The sequence below is a fragment of the Leifsonia sp. PARNA 1/14 genome (assembly GCF_055720965.1).
On record NZ_JBVQSP010000001.1, the window covers coordinates 832,105 to 848,639 of the forward strand.

14 protein-coding genes are annotated in these 16,535 nt (G+C 69.9%); 7 read left to right on the plus strand and 7 right to left on the minus strand.

Annotated elements, in window-relative coordinates:
* Positions 1 to 32: 32 nt before the first annotated feature.
* The 5 genes from AC0HS0_RS04155 to AC0HS0_RS04175 form a co-directional block, all read right to left on the minus strand.
* Complete coding sequence (locus AC0HS0_RS04155) at positions 33 to 1,484, minus strand: basic amino acid/polyamine antiporter (RefSeq protein ID WP_472961847.1); 1,452 nt, start codon at positions 1,482 to 1,484, stop codon at positions 33 to 35.
* A gap of 156 nt (positions 1,485 to 1,640) precedes the next feature.
* The gene (locus AC0HS0_RS04160) at positions 1,641 to 3,800 is read right to left on the minus strand and encodes a 3-hydroxyacyl-CoA dehydrogenase NAD-binding domain-containing protein (RefSeq protein ID WP_472961848.1); all 2,160 of its coding nucleotides are present in this window, start codon (positions 3,798 to 3,800) and stop codon (positions 1,641 to 1,643) included.
* A gap of 7 nt (positions 3,801 to 3,807) precedes the next feature.
* Positions 3,808 to 5,016 (minus strand): thiolase family protein, encoded by a 1,209-nt coding sequence (locus tag AC0HS0_RS04165; protein ID WP_472961849.1) that lies wholly within the window; start codon positions 5,014 to 5,016, stop codon positions 3,808 to 3,810.
* Positions 5,017 to 5,087: 71 nt separating this feature from the next.
* Positions 5,088 to 6,284, minus strand: coding sequence for an HRDC domain-containing protein (locus AC0HS0_RS04170; protein ID WP_472961850.1), 1,197 nt, complete (start codon positions 6,282 to 6,284; stop codon positions 5,088 to 5,090).
* The gene (locus tag AC0HS0_RS04175) at positions 6,277 to 6,891 is read right to left on the minus strand and encodes a DUF3000 domain-containing protein (protein ID WP_472961853.1); all 615 of its coding nucleotides are present in this window, start codon (positions 6,889 to 6,891) and stop codon (positions 6,277 to 6,279) included. The genes AC0HS0_RS04170 and AC0HS0_RS04175 overlap by 8 nt, the downstream gene beginning before the upstream one ends.
* 101 nt (positions 6,892 to 6,992) lie before the next feature.
* On the opposite strand from AC0HS0_RS04175, the gene AC0HS0_RS04180 reads away from it, so the two are divergent.
* Positions 6,993 to 8,219 (plus strand): alpha/beta hydrolase family protein, encoded by a 1,227-nt coding sequence (locus AC0HS0_RS04180; RefSeq protein WP_472961855.1) that lies wholly within the window; start codon positions 6,993 to 6,995, stop codon positions 8,217 to 8,219.
* Entirely contained in the window at positions 8,216 to 9,277 is a 1,062-nt protein-coding gene (locus tag AC0HS0_RS04185) for a S66 family peptidase (protein WP_472961856.1), read from the plus strand. The genes AC0HS0_RS04180 and AC0HS0_RS04185 overlap by 4 nt, the downstream gene beginning before the upstream one ends.
* On the opposite strand, the gene AC0HS0_RS04190 is transcribed toward AC0HS0_RS04185, so the two are convergent.
* Together AC0HS0_RS04190 and AC0HS0_RS04195 are read right to left on the minus strand one after the other, a co-directional pair.
* Positions 9,274 to 9,708 (minus strand): SufE family protein, encoded by a 435-nt coding sequence (locus AC0HS0_RS04190; protein ID WP_472961858.1) that lies wholly within the window; start codon positions 9,706 to 9,708, stop codon positions 9,274 to 9,276. The two genes, AC0HS0_RS04185 and AC0HS0_RS04190, sit on opposite strands and share 4 nt — an antisense overlap.
* Positions 9,709 to 9,742: 34 nt before the next feature.
* On the minus strand, positions 9,743 to 10,660 hold the full coding sequence (locus AC0HS0_RS04195; RefSeq protein ID WP_472961859.1) for a sulfurtransferase: 918 nt from the start codon (positions 10,658 to 10,660) through the stop codon (positions 9,743 to 9,745).
* A gap of 136 nt (positions 10,661 to 10,796) precedes the next feature.
* Between AC0HS0_RS04195 and zapE the strand changes: the two genes are divergently transcribed.
* The 5 genes from zapE (at position 10,797) to AC0HS0_RS04220 (ending at position 16,535) form a co-directional block, all read left to right on the plus strand.
* Positions 10,797 to 11,852 (plus strand): cell division protein ZapE, encoded by a 1,056-nt coding sequence (gene zapE / locus AC0HS0_RS04200; RefSeq protein ID WP_472961860.1) that lies wholly within the window; start codon positions 10,797 to 10,799, stop codon positions 11,850 to 11,852.
* A gap of 206 nt (positions 11,853 to 12,058) precedes the next feature.
* Positions 12,059 to 13,333, plus strand: a complete 1,275-nt coding sequence (locus tag AC0HS0_RS04205; protein ID WP_472961861.1) for an ammonium transporter — start codon at positions 12,059 to 12,061, stop codon at positions 13,331 to 13,333.
* Positions 13,334 to 13,479: 146 nt separating this feature from the next.
* A complete protein-coding gene (locus AC0HS0_RS04210) occupies positions 13,480 to 14,694 on the plus strand; it encodes an ammonium transporter (RefSeq protein WP_472961862.1) in 1,215 nt (404 codons plus the stop codon).
* A gap of 28 nt (positions 14,695 to 14,722) precedes the next feature.
* On the plus strand, positions 14,723 to 15,166 hold the full coding sequence (locus tag AC0HS0_RS04215; RefSeq protein WP_472961864.1) for a type II toxin-antitoxin system PemK/MazF family toxin: 444 nt from the start codon (positions 14,723 to 14,725) through the stop codon (positions 15,164 to 15,166).
* Positions 15,167 to 15,242: 76 nt separating this feature from the next.
* Positions 15,243 to 16,535: an O-acetylhomoserine aminocarboxypropyltransferase/cysteine synthase family protein gene (locus AC0HS0_RS04220; RefSeq protein ID WP_472961865.1), complete on the plus strand. Its 1,293-nt coding sequence runs from the start codon at positions 15,243 to 15,245 to the stop codon at positions 16,533 to 16,535.

Below are 16,535 nucleotides of genomic sequence, written 5' to 3' on the forward strand. Positions count from 1 at the left end.
CTTCTTCGGTTCGATCGGTGCGTCGTGCACTGTCAGAGACGGATCCAGCCCACCGAGAGCGCCACGATGCCCGCGATCGCCCCCAGCACCGATACCGCCAGGATCACCAGCTCGCGGCCGCTGAACCAGCGGCGGCCCTGCTCGCGCCGCACCATGATGAACAGGATGGTGGCCGGCGCGTAGACGATGAACGAGAGCAGCACGAACGTGAGCCCGGCCGCGAACAGCAGGAACGCCGTGTAGACCGTGGCCAGCACGGCCACCACCAGGTCGCCGCCCCAGCCGCGCGGCTGCTCCCGGTACGTCTCGCGGGTGACCACGAGTTTGAGGGCGTAGAGCGCGGCCAGGAAGAACGGGATGAGCGTCAGCGCGCTCGTGAGGTCGAGCGCCAGGTTGAGCGCGTCGTGCGCGAAGTAGATGATCACGAGCACGGCCTGCACGAAGAGCGCGGTCAGCAGCAGCGCGGCGACCGGGACGTCCTGGTCGTTGGATCTGCCGAGGAAGCGCGGCATGTCGTGATCCTTGGCGGCGACGAAGAGCACCTCGGCCGCCATCAGCGACCAGGCGAGGTACGCGCCGAGCACCGAGACGATCAACCCGATGCTGACGAACCAGGCGCCCCAGGGCCCGACGGCTGCCTCCAGGACCCCGGCCATCGACGGCTGCCGCAGCTTCGCGATCTCTCCCATGGGCAGCACGCCGTACGACACGATCGTGACCGAGGCGAAGACGGCGAAGACGCTCACGAATCCGAGGATGGTCGCACGCCCGACGTCCTCCCGTCGTTTCGCGTGCCGGGAGTACGTGCTCGCGCCCTCCACCCCGAGGAACACGAAGACCGTCACCAACATGGTGTTGCGCACCTGGTCGAAGAGCGAGCCTGCGTAGTCGGCGCCGCCCCAGTTGGCGGCGAAGACGTCGGGCTTGAAGACGAAGAGCGCCAGGAGGACGAACACGATGATCGGGACCATCTTCGCGACCGTGACGATGCGGTTGATCGCCGCGGCCTCCTTGATACCGCGGCGGATGAGGAAGAAGAACCCCCAGAGCGCCGCCGACGAGATCGCGATGGCGATGATCGTGTCGCCGTCGCCGAACGCCGGCACCACCGCGCCGATGGTCGACATGATGAAGACCCAGTAGAAGACCAGGCCCACGGAGGCGCTGGCCCAGTAGCCGAAGGCCGAGAAGAAGCCGAGGTACTCGCCGAATCCCGCCTTCGCGTAGGCGTAGACGCCGGCGTCGAGCTTGGGCTTGCGGTTGGCGAGCAACTGGAACACGAACGCGAGCATCAGCATGCCGACGCCCGCGATCGTCCAGGCGATCAGCGCGCCCGCGACACCCGTCTCCTGGGCGAAGCGGCGCGGGAGCGAGAAGACGCCGGCGCCCACCATGCCGCCGACGACCATTCCGGTCATCGTGATCATGGAGAGCTTGGCGGGCGCCGACTGCGCGGGAGGGGCGGTCGTCTTCTGCTCGGTCACGCGACCCCCTCCGTCGACTGCCTGTCTCTTATCCGACGCTAACGACCGCGTTTCCCAGCGGTCAAGACCCGTCGCGGGTGAAAAAACGAAACCGCCGAGTACGCGGATTCTCTGCGTACTCGGCGGTTTCGGCCGTTCTTCGTGCGGCCTCGCGGGCTAGACGACGGCCTCCACAGGGGCCGTGACGCCGCGGACGGGCGGGTGGTGGAAGGTGTCGCCGAAGGCGCGCTCCGAGGCGCCGACCCGGTCGAGGTACGGCGTGATGCCGCCCATCTGGAACGGGAAGCCCGCGCCGAGGATCATGCACAGGTCGATGTCCTCCGGCGCCTCGACGACATGGTCGTCGACGAGCATGCGGTGGATCTCGTCGGCCAGGCCGTCCTCGAGACGCTGCAGGATCTCCTGCTCGGTCCACGGGTTCTTGCCGCCGGCCAGGATCTTGGCCGCGCCCTTGTCGAGGCCCTTGATCTTGCCCTTGCCGTCCTTCTCCAGCAGCGTGCCGTACTCGGCGAGCCGGTGGAGGTTCTCGCTGCGGTAGAAGCGGTCGGGGAAGGCCGCGTGGTGCGTGTCGAGCACGTGCGCGCCGACCTTCAGGCCGACCAGGTCGAGCAGCACCGAAGGAGCCATCGGGAGGCCGAGCGGCGCGAACGCCTTGTCGACCGTCTCGAACGGGGTGCCGTCGTCGACGGCGTGCATCGCCTCGCCGAGCACCTTCGCCAGCACCCGGTTCACGACGAAGCCGGGGGTGTCGGCCGTGATGACCGCGTTCTTCTTGAGCGCTGCCGCCGTGACCATCGCCGTGGACAGGGTGGCCTCGTCGGTGTGCGGCGTCTTCACGACCTCGATCAGCGGCATGACCGCGACAGGGGTGAAGAAGTGGAAGCCCACCAGGCGCTCCGGGTGCTTCAGCTTCGCGCCGATCTGCTCGACCGACAGCGAGGAGGTGTTGGTCGCGAGCACGGCCTCGTCGGAGAGGTATTGTTCGACCTCCGCGAAGACGTTCTGCTTGACGGTGAGCTCTTCGAACACGGCCTCGATGACCCAGTCGCAGTCGGCGAAGTCGGCCTTGTCGGTCGTGCCGGTGACCAGCGCCCGCAAGCGGTTGGCCTCGTCCGGGTTGATCCGCCCCTTCTCTTGCAGCGTGCCGATCTCGTCGTGGATGTAGGCCACGCCCTTGTCGACGTGCGCCTGGTCGAGGTCGGTGATGACGACGGGCACCCGGAGGCGGCGGACGAACAGCAGCGCGAACTGGCTGGCCATGTAGCCGGCGCCGATGACGCCGATCTTGGTGACCTTCTTCGCGAGCTTCTTGTCCGGAGCCCCTGCCGGGCGCTTGGCGCGCTTCTGCACGAGGTTGAAGGCGTAGATGCTCGCCTGGAACTGGTCGCCCGAGATGAGCTCGGCGAGGGCGTCGTCCTCCAGCTCGAAGCCGGTCGCCCGGTCGTTCGACTTCGCGGCCTTGAGCAGGTCCAGCGCCCGGTACGGCGACTTCGGGACGGTGCCGATGCGGCTCTCGAGCATCTTGCGGGCGATGCCGATGGCGGCGTCCCACTTGACCATCCGCTCGACCTTGCCCGGCATGTTCGGGCGCTTGACCTCGATGGCGCCGGTCAGCACCTTGTCCGCCCACTTCAGCGAGTCTTCGAGGAAGTTGGCCGAGTCGAAGATCGCGTCGGCGATTCCGAGGTCGAAGACCTCCTGCGGCTTCAGCATCCGATTCTGCTTGAGCGGGTTCTCGACGACGACCTTGAGGGCGTTCTCGATGCCGATCAGGTTCGGGAGGATGGTCGCGCCTCCCCAGCCGGGGATGAGGCCGAGGAAGACCTCGGGAAGGGCGAACGCGGCGGCGTTGCGGTCGATGGTGCGGTAGTCGGCGTTGAGGCCGATCTCCACGCCGCCGCCGAGCGCCAGGCCATTGGTGAAGACGAACGATGGGACGCCGAAGGTCGCCTGCTTGCCGAGCACGTAGTGGCCCAGCTGGGGGAGCAGCTTCGCGACCTCCACGCTCGGGATGTCGCCCACCCGGCTGAGGTCGGCCCCGGCGGCGAGGATGAACGGCTTGCCGGTGACGGCGACCGCGTCGATCTCACCGCGCGCGGCGCGCGCTGTCAGCTCGTCGAAGGTCTTTCCGAGCTCCAGGAGCGTCGCAGGGCCCATCGTGTTCGGCCGGGTGTGGTCCCGGTCGTTGTCGAGGGTGACCAGCGCGAGTGTCTTGCCGCTGGGCAGCGGCACGTCCTTGACGTACGAGTGGGTGACGACCTCGTCGGAGGTCAGCTCGACGAGCGGGGAGAAGTCGATGGTGCTGTAGTCGGTCACTTCTGGCTCAGCCCTTCCGCGCAGCGCGCTTGTCGAAGTTGGGGTTCTCCCAGATCACGGTGCCGCCCTGGCCGAGGCCGACGCACATCGCGGTCAGTCCGTAGCGGACCTCCGGGTGCTCTTCGAACTGGCGGGCGAGCTGGATCATCAGGCGGACGCCGCTGGCCGCGAGCGGGTGGCCGATCGCGATCGCGCCGCCCCACTTGTTGACGCGCGGGTCCTGATCGTCGATGCCGAAGTGGTCGAGGAACGACAGCACCTGGATGGCGAACGCCTCGTTCAGCTCGAACAGGCCGATGTCGTCGATGGTCAGGCCGGCCTTGCGCAGCGCCTTCTCGGTGGAGGGCACCGGGCCGATGCCCATGATCTCGGGCTCGACGCCGGCGAACGCGAAGCTGACCATCCGCATCTTCGGCTTCAGGCCGAACTCCTTGACGGCGTCGGAGGACGCCAGCAGGCTCGCGGTCGCGCCGTCGGTGAGCGGTGAGGCGTTGCCCGCGGTGACGCGCCCGTGCGGGCGGAACGGCGTCTTCAGCGTCGCGAGGCCCTCCATGGTGGTCTCCGGGCGCATGCCCTCGTCCTGCGTGGCGAGGCCCCAGCCCTGCTCCGAGCGGATCGCGACGGAGACCAGGTCGGGCTGCAGCTTGCCCGCCGCGTAGGCCGCCGCGGTCTTCTGCTGGCTGCCCAGCGCGAAGCGGTCGGAGCGCTCCTTGGTGAGCGCGGGGAACCGGTCGTGGATTCGCTCGGCGGTCATGCCCATGTTGAGGGCGTCCTCGGCGACCATGCGCTCCGACAGGAAGCGCGGGTTGGGGTCGGCTCCGAAGCCCATCGGGTGGCGTCCCATGTGCTCGACGCCGCCGGCGATAACCAGGTCGTAGCTGCCGAACGCGATGCCGGAGCCGAGGGTGGTGACGCTGGTCATGGCGCCCGCGCACATCCGGTCGATCGCGAATCCGGGCACCGACTTCGGCAGCCCTGCCAGCAGCGCCGCCGTGCGCCCGAGGGTGAGCCCCTGGTCGCCCTGCTGCGTCGTGGCGGCGATGGCGACATCGTCGATGCGCTCCTTGGGCACGTTCGGGTTCCGCTCGAGCAGGCCGATCATGGCCTTGACGACCAGGTCGTCCGCGCGGGTGTTCCAGTACTGCCCTTTTTCGCCCGCACGCCCAAACGGAGTACGGACTCCGTCGACGAACACGACTTCCGTTCTTTCGGCCACAGTGCCTCCCAATCAGATCGACAACGATCCTAAGGAGGCCCGCAGCCGGGGCGGGAATCGTTTGATTCTTTCTACGAAACCGCTTCGGACGCGTCGTCGGGCGTTTGGCTGCTTTCCACAAACGCTTGGGCGATCGACTGTGAGGTTGCCTCAATCTGCCAGGCCCGTGCACCGTGCTGAGCGAGCGCCTCGGCGATCGACTCGGGCGTGACCTCTGCGGGCGGCGCCCACGCGACGCGGCGCAGCGTGTCGGGGGTGAGCAGGTTCTCCAGCGGGAGCGAGAGCCCTTCGGCGAGGGACGTCAGAGCGGCGCGCGCGGCCTTGAGCCGGGCGTCGGCCTCGGGATTGCGATCGGCCCACGCGCGCGGCGGCGGCAGGCTCTCACCGGTTCCGCGCAGCACGGGGAGGTCTTCGGTCGTGCGGCCGGCCTCGATGGCCGACCACCAGCGGTCCAGCTCGGTGCGGCTCGCCCGGCCGGTGAACTCGCGCATCGCGGCCAGGGTGCGCTTGCTGTCCGGCATCGCCTTCGCGGCGGCCGTGAGCGACGCGTCGGGGACGAGCCGTCCCGGGGCCACGTCGAGCTGGCGCGCGAGGGCGTCGCGGCTCGTCCAGAGCTCGCGCGCGACCGCGAGGTTGCGGATGCCGCGGATCGAGTGGATGCCGGACAGCCGCCTCCACGGCTCGCTGCGCGGCACGGACAGCTCGCGCGTCAGTTCGTCGGCGAACTCCTGCCGGGCGATCTCCGTCTTGCCGGACTCGACCAGCAGGCCGGCGATGGCGTCCCGGAGGTCGGGGAGGAGCTCCACGTCCAGCGCTGCGTAATCGAGCCACGGCTCCGGCAGTGGACGCGTCGACCAGTCCGCCGCGCTGTGCTCCTTGGCGAGGTGGATGCCGAGCAGCTCCTCGACCACGGTCCCGAGTCCGACGCGCGGCATCCCCAGGAGCCGGGCGGCGAGCTCGGTGTCGAAGATGCTGACGGGGTCGAGCCCCACCTCGCGCAGGCAGGTCAGATCCTGGGTGGCGGCGTGCAGCACCCACTCGTCGGTGGCGATCGCCTCGTTCAGCTCGTCGAAGCGGCCGATCGCGGGCGGGTCGAACAGGAAAGTACCCGAACCGCGCCGGAACATCTGGATGAGGTAGGCGCGCTGCGAATAGCGGAATCCGCTCGCGCGCTCGGCGTCGACCGCGATCGGGCCCTCGCCCGCGACGATCCGGTCGACCGCGGCACGGTAGCCGTCCCGGGTGTCGATGACGATGTGTTCAGCCACGCGGTGACCGTCTCGTGCTCAGCAGGCTCACGCCCTCTCCTGTCGGTGGGAGGCCGGCCAGCATGCAGAGCAGCTCGCCCCAGCCTTCGACGTGCGCGGCGAGGTCGGTCTCCAGCGGGCTCCACGAGGCCCGGAGCTCGATCTGGGCGCCGTCGCCCTGGCTGGCGAGCTCGCCGAAGCCGGTGGAGATGATCTTGGTCGCGGTGCCGCTGGCCGCGGTGTAGCTCGCATGCCGGGCGTCGAGCGCGTCGACGAGCCATGACCAGGCGACGTCGGCGAGGAACGGGTCGAGACCGATGTCGGTCTCCAGTGGCGCCTGCGCGAAGCAGACGACGCGGAACGGTCCGCCCCACGCCTCGGGCTCGTCGGGGTCGTAGAGCAGGATGAAGCGTCCGGTGCCGAGGTCGGAGTCGTCTCCGTGCCGCGCAGGACGCACATCGGCGGCCAGCGCAACGGAGAAGGGTGCGAGCTGGGCCGGCGCCGGGATCTCTGTGACCACGAGCTCCGGGCGCGAGTGAGCGCTGCGGATCGATTGCAGCGCTGCCCGGTACTCCGCCGGAAGGTGCGGCTCCCCGGGCTGGTGCGGGGTCGAGGTTGGTGTCGACACGCTACGAACACTAGAAGCCTTCGGGGGCTCGCAGCGGTAAGGCACGCCGCCTGAGGATGTCCTGAAGACACGCGCACGCGGCCCCGGCTACGCTGTGGCCCATGGCGGGGACCAGCGGTGCATCGGGCGGACACAACGCATTCGGCAAGGCGCTCGGCCTCACCGCCGCGATCGCCGGAGGCCTCGTGCTCCTCACGGCGGCCGGTGCAGGGTACGCGATGGCCCGGGTGGCGCGGACCGTCATCACCCCCGTTCGCCGGCGCCCGCAGCGGGAGGTGGTGCGCGTCGTCGACCGCGGGAACGGCACGATCACGCTGCGGGATACTCCCGATGCCGCGATGCCCGGCCGCTTCGGTCTCTGGTTCGGGTCCGAATCCGGCTACGCGAAACTCGGCGGCCTCCTGGACCGCCGCGACGGGGAGGTCGTGCGTGAGCTCGAGCGGGTCGAGTTCGGCGACCTCGGGCCCGGACGGGCACGGATCAGCGGCTACTACTACCTCGACCCCGAGGAGCTCGCCCTGCCTGTTATGAGCGTCGAAATCGAAACCGACCTGGGGGCGGCGCCGGCGTGGGTGTTCCCGGCGGCCGACGAGGCGGGCTCTGATCGGTGGGTCATCCAGGTGCACGGCTGGGGCGCCACCCGTCAGGAGGGCCTGCGCGCGGTGCGCACTTTCCACGACGCGGGTTACACGTGCCTGCTCGCCTCCTACCGCAACGACGGCGACGCACCGGAGAGCGCGGATCGCCGCTACGGGCTCGGCGGCACCGAGTGGCGGGACATCGACGCGGCCATCGGCTACGCGGCCTCCCAGGGCGCGCGCTCGATCGTGCTGATGGGCTGGTCGATGGGTGGAGCGGTCGTGCTGCAGACGGTGACCCGCTCGCAGAACCTCGGCCTGGTCACCGGACTGGTGCTGGAGTCGCCCGTGATCGACTGGATCGACACACTGGAGTACCAGGCCAACCTCCTGCGCCTGCCCGACCCCATCGCTCGCGGCGCGATCCGGCTGATCGAGGCGACCTGGAGCGGGCCGATCACCGGCCTCGGCGCCCCGATCGACCTGCGCAGCATGGACTTCGTCGCGCGCGCCGCCGACCTCAGCCTCCCGATGCTCGTGCTGCACAGCGAGGACGACGGATTCGTGCCGGACACCGGTTCGCGTGCGCTCGCGAAGGCGCGGAGCGACATCGTCACGTTCGTGCCCTTCGCCGTCGCGCTGCACACCAAACTCTGGAACTACGACGAGGCGAAGTGGAGCTCGGCGATCCGGGAGTGGCTGGAGGAGGCGCACGACCGGGAGGCGCGCGGTCGGGAAGCGACGCGGTGACGGGAGCGCACCGCCCGGTCCTTCCGCCCGTCGCGCGGCCCGGCGACCGCATCGCCGTCGTCTCGCCGTCCTTCGCCGCCCCGGGCCGCTGGCCGGCCGTCCACGAGCAGGCGATGCGCAGGCTCCACGAGGTGACCGGCCTGCTACCGGTGGAGTATCCGACCACACGTCAGGTCGGTGCGTCACCGCAGGACCGCGCGCGGGATCTGAACGCCGCCTTCGCGGATCCGGACATCCGGGCGCTCATCGTGACGCTCGGTGGAGACGACCAGCTGCGCGTGATCCCGCACCTCGACCGGGAGGCCGTGCTGGCCGATCCGAAGCCGTTCCTCGGCTACAGCGACAACACGAACCTCCTCAACTGGCTGTGGGGTGCTGGCGTGGGTGGTTTCTACGGCGGCAGCACGCAGGTGCAGCTCGGCCCGGGGCCGGGAGTCCACGACATCCAGGCGCGATCACTGCGCGCGGCGCTGCTCGGTGGCGTTCCCCTCGAATTGAGCGACCCCGGGGAGTCGGAGGACATCGGGGTCGACTGGGGCGACCCGCGCGCGCTTGCCGAGACGGGCGAGCGCGAGACGACGGAGGGCTTCTCGTGGGCCGGCCCCGCCCGCAGCGTCACCGGCACGACCTGGGGCGGCTGCCTGGAAGTGGTCGACTGGGTCCTGCTCGCTGACCGCTTCCCGTTCCCGCCCTCCGCGCTCGAGGGCGCCGTGCTCCTGCTGGAGACCAGCGAGCTGACGCCGCCCGCGCACTGGGTGCGGTACACGCTGAGGGCATTGGGGGAGCGCGGCCTGCTCGCGCCGCTCGCCGGGGTCCTCGCGGCCCGGCCGCCGGTGAGCACGTTCGAGCACCGTCCGGATGCGGCCGAACGCGAGCGGCTGCGCGCGGAGCAGCGGGACGCGGTGATCGAGACGGTCGCCGAGTATAACCCCGACGCGGTCGTCTGCGTCGGGGTCCCGTTCGGTCACACCTCGCCGCAGTGGATCGTGCCGTACGGCGGGAGCGTCACGCTCGACGGCGTCGACCGGCGCGTGTTCGCCGACTACCGGAGGCCCTAGGCCGCCAGCTTCGCCCGCACCTGCCGCTTGGTGCGGCCGAGCAGCGCCGACATCCCGCGGATGCGCAGCGGCGAAACCGCCTGCGTGAGGCCGAGCGTGTTCGGGAAGTCGTCTGGCACCGCGAGCACTTCGTCAGCCGTGAGCCCGGCGAGACCCTGCACCAGGATCGACGCGAAACCGCGCGTGGTCGGAGCCTCCTTGGGCGCAGTGGCATAGAGGTGCACGATGTTCGCGTCGTCCACCTCTACGAAGATGAACACCGGGGCCTGGCACTCCTCGACGCGTTCGAGGAGGTCGGGGTGGTCGCGGTAGCGCTCCGGGAGGTCGGGCAGCTCGTCGGAGAACTCCAGCAGCAGCTGGAGGCGGTCGTTCTGCTCCAGTGCCTGGAAGTCGTCGCGGATCTCGGCGAGCGTGCCGGTGAGGGCGGTCATCCCTCAAGGCTACCTTCGGCGTGGGACAGCAGGGTCAGTGCGCCGGGACTTCGCCCGGCTCGGTGCCCGTGACGATCGGCACCCGCACCGCCGAGCCCCATTCGGTCCACGAGCCGTCGTAGTTGCGCACGTTCTCGAAGCCCAGCAGGTGGGTGAGGACGAACCAGGTGTGGCTGGAGCGCTCGCCGATGCGGCAGTACGCCACCACGTCGTCGCCGGGCTTCAGCCCCGCGTCGCCCAGGTAGACGGCCTCCAGCTCGGCGCGGCGCTTGAACGTCGCGTCGGGGGCGGCAGCGCGGGCCCACGGCACGGACGCGGCGGACGGGATGTGGCCGGCCCGCAGCGCGCCCTCCGTCGGATAGCCGGGGATCTCGGTGCGCTCGCCGCTGTACTCCTCGGGCGAGCGGACGTCGATCAAGGCCCCTCCTCCCGAACGGACCAGTCCCAGGTGGGCGAGCACGTCCTCCTTGAACGCCCGGATGGTGTGGTCGTCGCGCTCGACGACCGGGTACTCCACCGCTGCGGGCGACGGGACGTCGCGGGTGATCTCGCGGCCCTCTGCGATCCACTTGTCGCGGCCGCCGTCGAGCAGGCGGACGTCCTCGTGGCCGAAGAGCGAGAACACCCACAGCGCGTACGCCGCCCACCAGTTGTTCTTGTCGCCGTAGATCACGACGGTGGTGTCGCGGGCGATCCCCTTGGAGCCGAGCAGTTCGGCGAACTTCTCCGGGCTCACGTAGTCGCGCACGACCGGATCGTTGAGGTCGGTGTGCCAGTCGATCTTGACCGCGCCGGGGATGTGGCCGGTGTCGTAAAGAAGCACGTCCTCGTCGGACTCCACCACGACCAGCCCCGGTTCGCCGAGGTGCTCCGCGAGCCATCCAGTGGTGACCAGGCGTTCGGGATGGGCGTAGCCGGCGAAGTCGGACGACGGGTCGGAGGCGATGGCCATGCTGCTGATCCTTACGGCTTAGGCTGGAACCCTGCGATTTCGCGGGGCGCGACCTCCAGGCTACGCGGCGTGCCGCACCTGCAGGACGCCCCGTCAACACTTCGACACAAAAACGACCCGAAGGTGCACACCCGCCATGACGTTCGAGACGACCGGAGCCCTGCCCCGCCTCGCTGACCGCTCGCCGCAGATCACCGGCGCCGAGATCGCCGCGAGCCTGGTGCCGCCGTCGCAGTTCGAGCGCGCGACCTTCGACTCCTACCGCCCCGACCACGACTACCCGTCGCAGTCGGAGGCCGTCGCCACGCTCAAGCTGTTCGCCAAGTCGTGGGAGCCGCAGCGGCCGGCCGGGCTGTTCAGCCGTAGCCGCAAGAAAGTGGAGGCCATGAAGCCGGGCGTCTACCTCGACGGCGGGTTCGGCGTCGGCAAGACCCACCTCCTCGCCGCTCTGTGGCACGAGGCACCCGGGCCCAAGTACTTCGGAACGTTCATCGAGTACACCGCCCTCGTCGGCGCCCTCGGCTACGCGGGGGCCGTGCAGCTGCTGAAGGGCTCCACGCTGATCTGCATCGACGAGTTCGAGCTCGACGACCCGGGCGACACGATGATGATGACCCGGATGCTGGGCGAGCTCGTGGCCTCCGGAACCCGTATCGCCGCCACCAGCAACACCCCGCCGAACGCGCTCGGTGAGGGCCGGTTCGCCGCGAGCGACTTCCTCCGCGAGATCCAGTCGCTGTCCGCCAACTTCCAGACCCTCCGCATCGACGGCCTCGACTACCGCCGTCGCGACACGACCGGCTCCGCGATCACGGTGGACGCCGGCGAGTACGACCGGGTGCTGACCGCGCTCGCCGGCCGGGGCGAGATGGCGACCAGCGACACCTTCGACGCGCTCATCGGGCACCTGGCGACGGTGCACCCCTCCCGCTACATCAAGATGCTCGACGGTGTCGACGTGATCGGCCTGGCCGACGTGCACGTGCTGCACGACCAGATGGCGGCGCTGCGACTGGTCGCGTTCATCGACCGCGTCTACGACGCCGAGATCCCGATCGTGCAGACCGGCACCCCGCTGAACGACGTCTTCGACGACGAGATGCTCGGCGGCGGATACCGCAAGAAGTACCTCCGCTCGGTCTCGCGCATGATCGCCCTGACCGCGGGGGAGTTGCCGCCGCACGACGAGTGAGCGCGCATCTTCCTCTCTCCGGCGGATTCGTGGAGACACGAAACAGACTGTTTACACAGCACAGGATCGCGTAACACCCGCGAAACACCAGCATCCCGCCCCCGAAACGTCGCGAGAACAGACTGGCTCCACCCCGAAGCGCCCGGCTCGGCTCCGATGAGCTCGAACCACCCCCAGGGCGTCGCACAGAGAGGTAGAGATCCGGCATGGTGTTGCACACAGCAGCGGACTACGCAGACGCAGGGACCGTGAACGCCCTGTGGCTGTTGGTAGCCGCAGCCCTCGTTCTTCTGATGACGCCCGGCGTCGCGTTCTTCTACGGCGGCATGGTCCGCGCCAAGAGCGTGGTGTCCATGATGATGATGAGTTTCGGCGCGATGGCCATCGTGGGCGTGCTCTGGGTGGTCTACGGCTACGGGCTGGCCTTCGGCACGCCCCTCATCCCGCACGTGCTCGGCACGCCCGACTGGTTCCTGTCCAGTCTGATGGGCAAGGACGGCATGACGCCCGACCTGGGCGGTCTCGCCTTCGCGGGCTTCCAGGCCACCTTCGCCATCATCACGGTGGCGCTGATCTCCGGCGCGATCGCCGACCGCGCCAAGTTCGGCGCGTGGATGGTCTTCGCCGGTGTGTGGGTGACCGTCGTCTACTTCCCGGTCGCGTTCTGGGTGTTCAACCTCTCGCAGGGCTGGATCGCATCGGTCCTGCACGTGAACGACTTCGCCGGCGGCACCGCGGTGCACATCAACGCCGGTGCGGCGGGCCTCGCCCTCGCCCTGGTGCTCGGCAAGCGCGTCGGGTTCTCGAAGGGCATGAGCAAGCCGCACAACGTTCCGCTGACGCTGCTGGGCGCGGCGCTGCTGTGGTTCGGCTGGTTCGGCTTCAACGCCGGCTCGGAGGCTGCGGTCGACGGCGTCGCCGCGATCGCCTGGGTCAACACGCTCGCCGCTCCGGCTGCCGCGACCATCGGCTGGCTGATCGTGGAGAAGATCAAGGACGGCAAACCGACCTCCATCGGCGCCGCTTCCGGAGCGGTCGCAGGTCTGGTGGCGATCACCCCGGCCTGTAACATCCTGACCCCCGGGTTCGCCATCCTGCTCGGCCTGGTCGCCGGCGCCGTCTGCGCGGTCGCCATCGACCTGAAGTTCAAGCTCGGCTTCGACGACTCGCTCGACGTCGTGGGCATCCACCTCATCGGCGGCATCATCGGAACGCTGTGGATCGGCGTCTTCGGCTTCACCCACATCGACGGCGACGCCACCAAGCCGTTCTCGAGCCTCTGGTACGGCGGCAGCTGGGTTCAGCTGGGCGCGCAGGCGGTCGGCGCGTTCAGCGTTCTGATCTACTCGTTCGTCCTGGCCTACGCGATCGGCTGGGTCATCCAGAAGACCATGGGCTTCCGGATCAAGAACGAGGACGAGCTGGCCGGCGTCGACACCGTCGTGCACGGCGAGGAGGGCTACTCGCTCGAGACGGTCTGATCGCTCGGCTCCCTGGAGCACGACGCACACGGACGGGGTGCCGCCTTCGGGCGGCGCCCCGTCCGGCGTGTGTGCCGTTCGTCCGCACCCGAGCGGGGACGGCGCGACGGCTAGGGTAAGGGAGGCACGGAGGGCGAAGGAGCGGGATGGTCGCGACGAGCGGGCAGGTGGACGCACTGCTGCTGTTCGTCTGCGGAGCCCTGACGCTGCTCATCCCGCCGGGCCTCGCGTTCTTCGTCGGTGGTCTCGGAGGTCGGTCCGCGGCCTCCCGTGCCCTGCTGTTCGCGTCGACCGGGACGGCGACGACCGTCCTGCTCGGGGTGCTCGGCGGCTACGGGATGCTGGCCGGATCCCCGTGGATCGCCCACGTCGTCGGGATGCCCTCGTTCGACCTCGCCACGGGTTTCGGCGCGGGCGGGCCGCACGGCGGTTCGCTCTACGAGATCGCGCGAGCAGGCGCCCTGCTCGCTGCCTGCGCGGTGTCCGTCTCGATCGTGGGCGTCGCCGTGGCCTCCCGGATCACCCTGCGCGCCTGGCTCGTGTTCGCCGCACTCTGGTCCGTGCTCGTGCTCTACCCGGTGGGCTACGCCGTGTTCGCACTCGACGACGGCTGGGCGACGGGCGTGCTGGGCGTCATCGACTTCGGCGGCGCGCTCCCCATCGGCGTCGCGGCCGGGGCCGCTGCGGCCGGGGTGATCCTCGCCTGCGGGCGCGGCGAGCACCGGCCTCCCGAGGAGCGCAGCTTCGGCGCGATCGCGATCGGCGGATCGCTGGTCTGGGTCGGGTGGCTGGGGCTCACCACCGGCTCGGAGGGGGCCGTCGATGCGTACACCGGCCTGATCGCGATCAATTCTTTCCTCGCGTCGGCGGGAGGCTGCCTCGCCTGGATGGCGGTCGACCGCGTGCTGCTGCGGCGCCCGACGACGACGAGCGCGCTGTGCGGAGCGTTCTCCGGGCTGGTGGCCATCACTCCGGCCTCCGGAGTCCTCACCCTGGGCTGGTCGCTCCTGCTGGGCGTGATCGCCGCGCTCGCCTGCGCGACGATGGTCGACCTCGCCTCCCGCGCCCGGTTCGGACCTTCCATGGCGTTGATCGTGGTCGTCACGGTGGCGAGCCTGGTGGGTCTGCTCTACATCGGACTCTTCGCCAATGGCGGCGGCATGGTCGACAGCGGCAACTTCGATCTGTTCACGGCACAGGGGATCGCCGGCTTCTCGGTGCTCATCGGCTCGTTCCTGGTCTCGCTCGGCCTGGCGCTCGCGCTGCGCTTCACCATCGGGCTCACGCGGGTCCGCTATCGTGCCCAGGGTGAGCCGACTCCTGACCGCGATCTCCAGACTGTTCCGCCCGGGAGCGGCTAAGACCGCTGAGCGGGCCACCTCCGCTCGCGTGGCACCGTCCCGCGCGACGGAACCGGGACGCACCGGCGTCAACGCCACCATGGAGGTCGATCCCCACCGGCTCTCGCGCATCCGCACCTCGTACAACCCTCGGGTCGACGGCGATCCCGATCCCGGTGAGATCGTCTGGACGTGGGTGCCCTACGAGGAGGGCGACGGCCGCGGCAAAGACCGTCCGGTGCTGGTCGTGGCCTCCGAGCCGGGCGACTCGGTGATCGCGGTCGCGCTGACCAGCCAGGCCCATCCCGGGAGGCCTGAGTATCTCGCGATCGGCTCCGGCTCGTGGGACGGGCAGGGGCGACCAAGTTACGTCCGCCTCGACCGGGTCTTCCGCGTGCACAAGAACGGCATGCGCCGGGAGGCCGCCGCTCTGGACGGGCGACGGTTCGACATCGTCCGGGCTGCCTTGCAGAGCCTCTACGGCTGGGCCTGACCCACGCCTGCCGGCCGCATGACGAACGGTGAAGTGGACCTCCACGACCCCACCTCCTCATCACTACAGTGGCCGCATGCCTGACGACTGTTCGCGCCCCCTCGACTTCGAGACCCGTCAGATCCACGCGGGCTCGGTCGTGGATGCCGAGACCCGCGCCCGTGTCACGCCCATCTACCAGACCGCCGGTTATGTCTTCGACGACTTCGACGACGGCGAGAGCCGCTTCGCCGGCCGCAGCCGCTACCGCGCCTACTCGCGCAACGACAACCCGACCAACGCGGTCGCGGGCCGCCGCATCGCCGATCTGGAGGGCGGCGTCGACGGCATCGTCGTCTCCAGCGGCCAGGCCGCCATCGCCGCCGCGATCAACGCGCTCGCCGAGTCCGGAGACCACATCCTGGCCACGCGCTCGCTCTACGAGGGGACGCGCGAGATGTTCCGCGGCATCCTGAGGCGGCAGGGCATCGCCTTCGAGTACGTCGAGGACGACGCGACCGGGGAGGAGTGGGCTGCTCGGTTCCGGCCGAACACGAAGGCGGTCTACACCGAGACGCTGCCGAACCCGTTGAACCAGGTGGTCGACATCGCCCGGTTGGCCGCCATCGCGCACGCCGCTGGGGTGCCACTGGTGGTCGACAACACCGTGCCGACGCCCTACCTGTGGCGCCCGATCGACGACGGCGCGGACATCGTCGTGCACTCGACCTCCAAGTGGCTCTCGGGCCACGGGTCGGTGATCGGCGGCGCCGTCGTCGATGCCGGCCGCTTCGACTGGACCGCACAGGCGGGCAGGTTCCCGCAGCTGACCGAGCCTCCGCGCCCGGGCGTGGCCTCCTTCGTCGAGCGGTTCGGCGCGGGAGCTCTGCTGGCGTACCTGCGCACGGTCATCGTGCTCGAGTACGGGCCGACTGTGCCTCCACTCAGCACGTTCCTGCTGCTGCACGGCATCGAGACCCTGTCGGTGCGGATGGACCGCCACGTGCAGAACGCCCAGGCCGTCGCCGAGTGGCTGCAGGGGCGCCCGGAGGTCGCGCGCGTGCACTACCCGGGGCTGGAGGGCGATCCGTACCACGTCCTCGCGCGCCGCTACCTCCCGCGCGGCGCGGGCTCGATCGTCTCGATCGACCTCGTGGGAGGCCGGGAGGCCGCGCGCCGCTTCCTGGACGCCCTGGAGCTGATCTCACCGATGACGCACATCGGCGACGTCCGCACGCTCGCCATCCACCTGGGCAGCACCATCCATGCCAAGCTCACGGAGGCCGAGCGGCTGGAGGCCGGCATCACCCCCGGCCTGATCCGTCTCTCCATCGGCCTCGAAAGCGCTCGCGACATCCTCGCGGACCTCGATCGCGCCCTGCGCGCCTGA